General features: G+C 67.5%; 6 protein-coding genes and 1 pseudogene. 3 read left to right on the forward strand and 4 right to left on the reverse strand.

What is annotated here, in order from left to right:
- Positions 1-162: vitamin B12 dependent-methionine synthase activation domain-containing protein (locus tag P3W97_RS00280; RefSeq protein WP_300842993.1), on the forward strand; the 162-nt coding region annotated here is incomplete at its 5' end.
- Positions 163-184: 22 nt separating this feature from the next.
- On the opposite strand, the gene P3W97_RS00285 is transcribed toward P3W97_RS00280, so the two are convergent.
- The 3 genes from P3W97_RS00285 to P3W97_RS00295 are packed head-to-tail and all read right to left on the reverse strand — an operon-like array spanning position 185 to position 2,547.
- The gene (locus P3W97_RS00285; protein ID WP_367184571.1) at positions 185-748 is read right to left on the reverse strand and encodes a GspE/PulE family protein; all 564 of its coding nucleotides are present in this window, start codon (positions 746-748) and stop codon (positions 185-187) included.
- Positions 727-957 (reverse strand): hypothetical protein, encoded by a 231-nt coding sequence (locus tag P3W97_RS00290; protein ID WP_300842989.1) that lies wholly within the window; start codon positions 955-957, stop codon positions 727-729. The genes P3W97_RS00285 and P3W97_RS00290 overlap by 22 nt, the downstream gene beginning before the upstream one ends.
- Positions 958-990: 33 nt before the next feature.
- Positions 991-2,547, reverse strand: coding sequence for a YifB family Mg chelatase-like AAA ATPase (locus P3W97_RS00295; protein WP_300842990.1), 1,557 nt, complete (start codon positions 2,545-2,547; stop codon positions 991-993).
- Positions 2,548-2,920: 373 nt separating this feature from the next.
- Here P3W97_RS00295 and P3W97_RS00300 point away from each other — a divergent pair.
- Both P3W97_RS00300 and P3W97_RS00305 read left to right on the forward strand, forming a co-directional pair.
- Positions 2,921-3,623: pseudogene (locus P3W97_RS00300) on the forward strand (ammonia channel protein); the annotation flags it as partial.
- A 118-nt stretch (positions 3,624-3,741) separates the two neighbouring features.
- Positions 3,742-4,506 (forward strand): TSUP family transporter, encoded by a 765-nt coding sequence (locus P3W97_RS00305; RefSeq protein ID WP_300842991.1) that lies wholly within the window; start codon positions 3,742-3,744, stop codon positions 4,504-4,506.
- Here the strand turns inward: P3W97_RS00305 and P3W97_RS00310 are convergent.
- Positions 4,488-4,947 (reverse strand): penicillin-binding transpeptidase domain-containing protein (locus P3W97_RS00310; protein ID WP_300842992.1); only part of this gene is annotated, 460 nt, incomplete at its 5' end. The two genes, P3W97_RS00305 and P3W97_RS00310, sit on opposite strands and share 19 nt — an antisense overlap.

Genomic DNA, 4,947 nt, shown 5'->3' on the forward strand with positions numbered 1-4,947 from the left:
GCCATGACGCCAGCCGCCAGCGTCAGTGGCTTTTATCTGGCACATCCAGACAGCACCTATTTCAACGTCGGCAAGATTGGCCGTGATCAGCTGGAGGACATGGCCCAGCGCCGCGGCTGGCCGGTGGAGGAACTGGCGCGCTGGCTGGCGCCCAACTTGTGACGGTGTCCGCTCGGCGCGCTGCTCAATGCGCCGTGCTGGCGCGAATTTCGTCGATGGTGGTCAGGCCCTGCAGTACCTTGAGGATTCCGTCCTGGCGCAAGGTGCGAAAGTGTCCGTGCGATACGGCCGCATGCTCCAGCGCCTCGGATGGGGCCTTGGTCTGAATCAAGCGGCGCAGCGCCGCGTCGATGGTGAGAAGTTCGTGGATGCCGGTGCGCCCCTTGTAGCCACTGTGGTCGCATGCGGGGCAGCCCACCGGGCGACCCAAATGCGGTGTCGAGTCCTCTCCGAGCTGGGCGCGCCATTCCGCCCGAATCGCCTCGGGCGTGGGGTGCAGATCCTCGGGAAAGGCATGTCGATAGTCCTCGCACAGTTCCTCCTGCTCGGCGTGCGTGGCAGGTTCCCGCCGCATGCACTGAGGGCACAGGCGGCGCACCAGCCGCTGCGCCAGCACCGCCACCAGCGAGTCGGCGAAGTTGAACGGGTCCATGCCCATGTCCAGCAGCCGCACCACGGTTTCTGCCGCGCTGTTGGTGTGCAAGGTGGACAGCACCAGGTGGCCGGTCAGTGAGGCCTCGATGGCCATCTGTGCCGTTTCTTCGGCTCGAGCGCGACCAGCAGACAGGAGCGGGACTGGCCATTGAGGCCCTCCACCTCGCAGGCTTGGGGCTGGTCTGTCTGGTTGATGCTGCCGTCGCCGATGAACGGGGACATGGGCCAGCGCAGCGGGGGTAGGGACTTGCCGTCGATGGCGGTCGGTTGGCGGGCAGGATCGGCCGAGTCAGCGACAGACATTGGGCAATGTCTTGATCGAAGAAATGCGACCGATTATGGCGGCATTTCCCCGGCTGCGGGGCGGTACTGAAGCGCCTCGGCCACATGGGCCGGCTCTACCTGAGCGCAGCCTGCCAAATCGGCGATGGTGCGCGCCACGCGCAGCGCGCGGTGCGTGGCCCGGCCAGACCAGCCCATCCGGGCCGCCGCCTGTTGCAGCAGTCGGCGTGCGGCCTCATTTGCTGCGGCATGGCGCAGCAGCGCATCGCCCTGCAGGGCGTGGTTGGGGTGGCCCTGGCGTGCCTGGGCGAGCTCGCGCGCGGTGCGCACCCGCGCCCGCACAGTGGCCGACGGCTCGCCTGGCGGCGCGGACAGCAGGACCTCAGCCGGCAGCGCCGGGACTTCGACCTGCAGATCGATGCGATCGAGCAGCGGGCCGCTGAGTCGGTTGCGGTAGCGCTGGATCTGATCGGGCGTGCAGCGGCAGGCGCGTGTGGTCGATCCCAGATAGCCGCAGGGGCAGGGGTTCATGGCGGCCACGAGCTGAAAGCGTGCAGGGTATTCGACCTGCCGCGCGGCGCGCGACAGGCGCACCGTGCCGGTCTCCAGCGGCTCGCGCAGGGCCTCGAGCGCTGCGCGAGTGAATTCCGGCAGTTCATCCAAGAAAAGCACCCCATGGTGGGCCAGCGAAATTTCGCCCGGCCGCGGCGGCGAGCCGCCCCCGACCAAGGCCGCCGCGCTGGCGCTGTGGTGCGGGGCAGCCATGGGACGCCGGCGCCAGTCTTCGGGTCGAAACCGACCCGCCAGCGACGCGATTGCGGCGGTCTCCAGTGCCTCCTCCTCACTTAATGGGGGCAGCAGGCCCGCCAGTCGGTGCGCCAGCATGGACTTGCCAGTGCCCGGTGGGCCAGACAGCAACAGGCTGTGGCCGCCCGCGGCGGCAATCTCGAGTGCGCGTCGGGCCGTTGCCTGACCCTTGATGTCCGCGAGATCCAGGCCAGGTTTGTCATCCTGCACCAGAATCGTGCGAGATGCCGCCCGTCGCCATCCCGAATCGGTGCAATCGTTTGGAGGGGTTCCGGCGGCAGGGTAGCGCCGCACCACATCCAGCAGATGGTCTACCCCATAGACCGTCATCCCAGGCACGAGCGCCGCCTCCTCCGCATTCGCCGCGGGCAGGACCAAGGCGCTCTCCGGGGTGTGTGCAGCCTGCTCGGCGCGCAGCGCCAAAGCCATGGGCAACGCCCCCCGGACGGGCCGCAAGGCGCCGCTGAGGGACAGCTCACCCGCGAATTCGTACTTGGCCAGGGCTTGCGCATCGAGCTGCCCGCTGGCTGCAAGGATGGCCAGGGCGATGGGAAGATCGAAGCGGCCGGATTCTTTGGGCAAGTCCGCCGGGGCAAGGTTGACGGTGATGCGACGGGAGGAGGGCCACTCCAGCCCGCTGTTTTGAATGGCCGAGCGCACGCGCTCGCGCGCTTCTTTGACCTCGGTGTCGGCCAGCCCCACGAGGGTGAAGCTCGGCAAGCCGTTGGCCAGATGCACCTCGACATGCACCGGCAGCGCCGCAAGCCCGACGAGGGTGCGGCTGCGCGCCACGCACAAACCCATGGACGATGGTCCCCCTGTTCGTTCGATTGACCTCAGCCAACATCATGCCACGGAGCAGGCGGCCTTTGCGCGCGAGAAGGTTGGCACGGCTCGTGCTCGATGAGTTGCGCAGCCAAGCAGCAAAGCGAGCAACCCCAAGGAAAGGACTGCCATGAAACTGGTTGCCGCCATCATCAAACCCTTCAAGCTGCACCGCGCCGCGGCGTAGGGGGGCGACTTTTTGCCCAAGGTCAAGGTCAAGGTCAAGGCGGCCGTGGCCGACACCCTCGTCGAACGGGTGGTCGAAGCCATCGAAGGGGCTGCCCGCACCGGCAAGATTGGCGACGGCAAGATTTTCGTCTTCCCGATCGAACAGGTCATCCGCATCCGCACCGGCATCACCTGCGCGCTGATCGTCGGCTCCTTGGCCGAGCGCATCAAGTTCGGCGCGGTGTTGCTGTTTAGCGCCATCTGGTTTACCTTCAATCATTTGCCGATTGCGCACATGGTCTGGGGCCCGGGCGGCTACCTGCTGGGCAAGGGCGCGCTGGACTTTGCCGGCGGCACCGTGGTGCACATCAACGCCGCGATGGCGGGCCTGGTGGGCGCCTATATGCTGGGCAAGCGCATCGGTTATGGCCGTGAGGCCATGCCCCCGCACAGCCTGACGCAGACCATGGTGGGTGCCTCACTGCTGTGGGTGGGGTGGTTCGGCTTCAACGCCGGCGCCAATCTGGAGTCCACCGCCGGGGCTGCGCTGGCCTTCCTGAACACGCTGCTGGCCACGGCCGCTGCCGTGCTGGCGTGGTCTGTGGGCGAGGCGCTGCGCAAAGGCAAGGCGTCGATGTTGGGTGCGGCGTCCGGCGCGGTGGCGGGTTTGGTGGCGATCACCCCGGCCTGCGGTTCGGTCGGGCCGATGGGCTCGATCGTGATCGGGCTGGTGGCCGGCTTTCTGTACCTATGGGGTCCGGTCTTTGGTGGTGGCCGTCGTCGCCTACAAGATCGTGGACATGATCGTGGGTTTGCGTGTCTCCGAAGAGGAGGAGCGCGAGGGCCTGGACATCAGCAGCCACGGCGAGTCGGCCTACAACCGCTGATCGGCTTCGTCTCGCCAGCTCCCCATCGTCTCCGGGGGATGGCCCGGGCCGCCACAGGCGCCCGGGCTTTTTTTGCGTGTGACAAGGGCAGGCAGGACTGCCGGTGACAATCGGAACCATGGAATGGCTGATGTTGACGTGCGCCTCGCTGCTGGCGGGCTTTGTGGATTCCATCGTGGGCGGCGGCGGGCTGATTCTGGTGCCTGCGCTGTTTGCGGTGTTTCCCCATGCGCCGCCGGCAACCTTGCTGGGCACCAACAAAAGCGCCTCGGTCTGGGGGACCGCCGCCGCCACTTGGCGCTATGCGCGCCGGGTGCAGGTGCGCTGGTCGGCCCTGCTGCCCGCGGCGTTGGTGTGCTTGATGTGTGCCTGGTTGGGTGCGTGGGCAGTGACGCTGATATCGGCGGAGCAGCTGCGGCGCACCTTGCCCTTCATCCTGGGGGCTGTGCTGCTCTACACTTTGGCCAAAAAGGACTTGGGCCTGTACCATCGGCCCCGCTACGCCGGCCAGGCCGAGACGTGGGCTGCGTGTGCGGTGGGCGGAATCATTGGGTTCTACGATGGTTTTTTTGGCCCAGGCACGGGCAGCTTTTTCGTGTTTTTGTTCGTGCGCTGGCTGGGCTACGACTTTTTGAGCGCCAGCGCCTCGGCCAAGCTGCTCAACACCACGTCGAATGTGGCAGCGGTGGCGCTGTTTGCCTGGAAGGGGCACGTCTGGTGGCACTATGGACTGGCCATGGCTGTTGCCAATGTGGTCGGCAGCCTGCTGGGCACGCGGCTGGCGCTCAAGCACGGCACGGCCTTCGTGCGTGGCGTATTCATCACCGTGGTCGCTGCCCTGATCGCCAAAACCACCTGGGATGCTTACGGCGCCGCGCCCTGACCCGCCGGCGGCCAGGGCACGTCTTGAATGCGCCGCGGCACGCCGATGGGCGCAGCGCTCTGGCCCCGCTGGGTGGCAGCGATGTCCTCCTCGCTCGGATACAGGCCCAGCAGCAGGTAGTCGAAGACGCGGCGCGCGATGGGGGCGGCGTGGGCTGCGCCAAAGCCAGCGTTTTCCACGATGGCGGCGAGCGCCACGCGCGGGGACTCAGCCGGCGCAAAGGCAATATACAGCGAGTGGTCGCGCTGTGATTCCGCCAGCCGACGGGCGTCGTACTTGTCCCGTTGGCCGATGGTGACGGCCTGCGCTGTGCCCGTCTTGCCGCCGCTGCGGTACGGCGCGCCGGCGAATACCCGCGCCGACGTGCCTTCGGTGGTCACGGCGGCCATCGCGTCCAGCACCGTCTGCACATGCCCAGGTTGGTAGCCCAGCGGGCGGCCT

It is taken from the genome of Tepidimonas sp. (assembly GCF_029335975.1).
Taxonomy (GTDB): domain Bacteria; phylum Pseudomonadota; class Gammaproteobacteria; order Burkholderiales; family Burkholderiaceae_C; genus Tepidimonas.

What these genes read in the sequence shown, in the direction of transcription:
- P3W97_RS00285 (WP_367184571.1), bottom strand. Translation starts at nt 748, where the DNA reads ATGGCCATCGAGGCCTCACTGACCGGCCACCTGGTGCTGTCCACCTTG.
- P3W97_RS00290 (WP_300842989.1), bottom strand. Translation starts at nt 957, where the DNA reads ATGTCTGTCGCTGACTCGGCCGATCCTGCCCGCCAACCGACCGCCATC.
- P3W97_RS00295 (WP_300842990.1), bottom strand. Translation starts at nt 2,547, where the DNA reads ATGGGTTTGTGCGTGGCGCGCAGCCGCACCCTCGTCGGGCTTGCGGCG.
- P3W97_RS00305 (WP_300842991.1), top strand. Translation starts at nt 3,742, where the DNA reads ATGGAATGGCTGATGTTGACGTGCGCCTCGCTGCTGGCGGGCTTTGTG.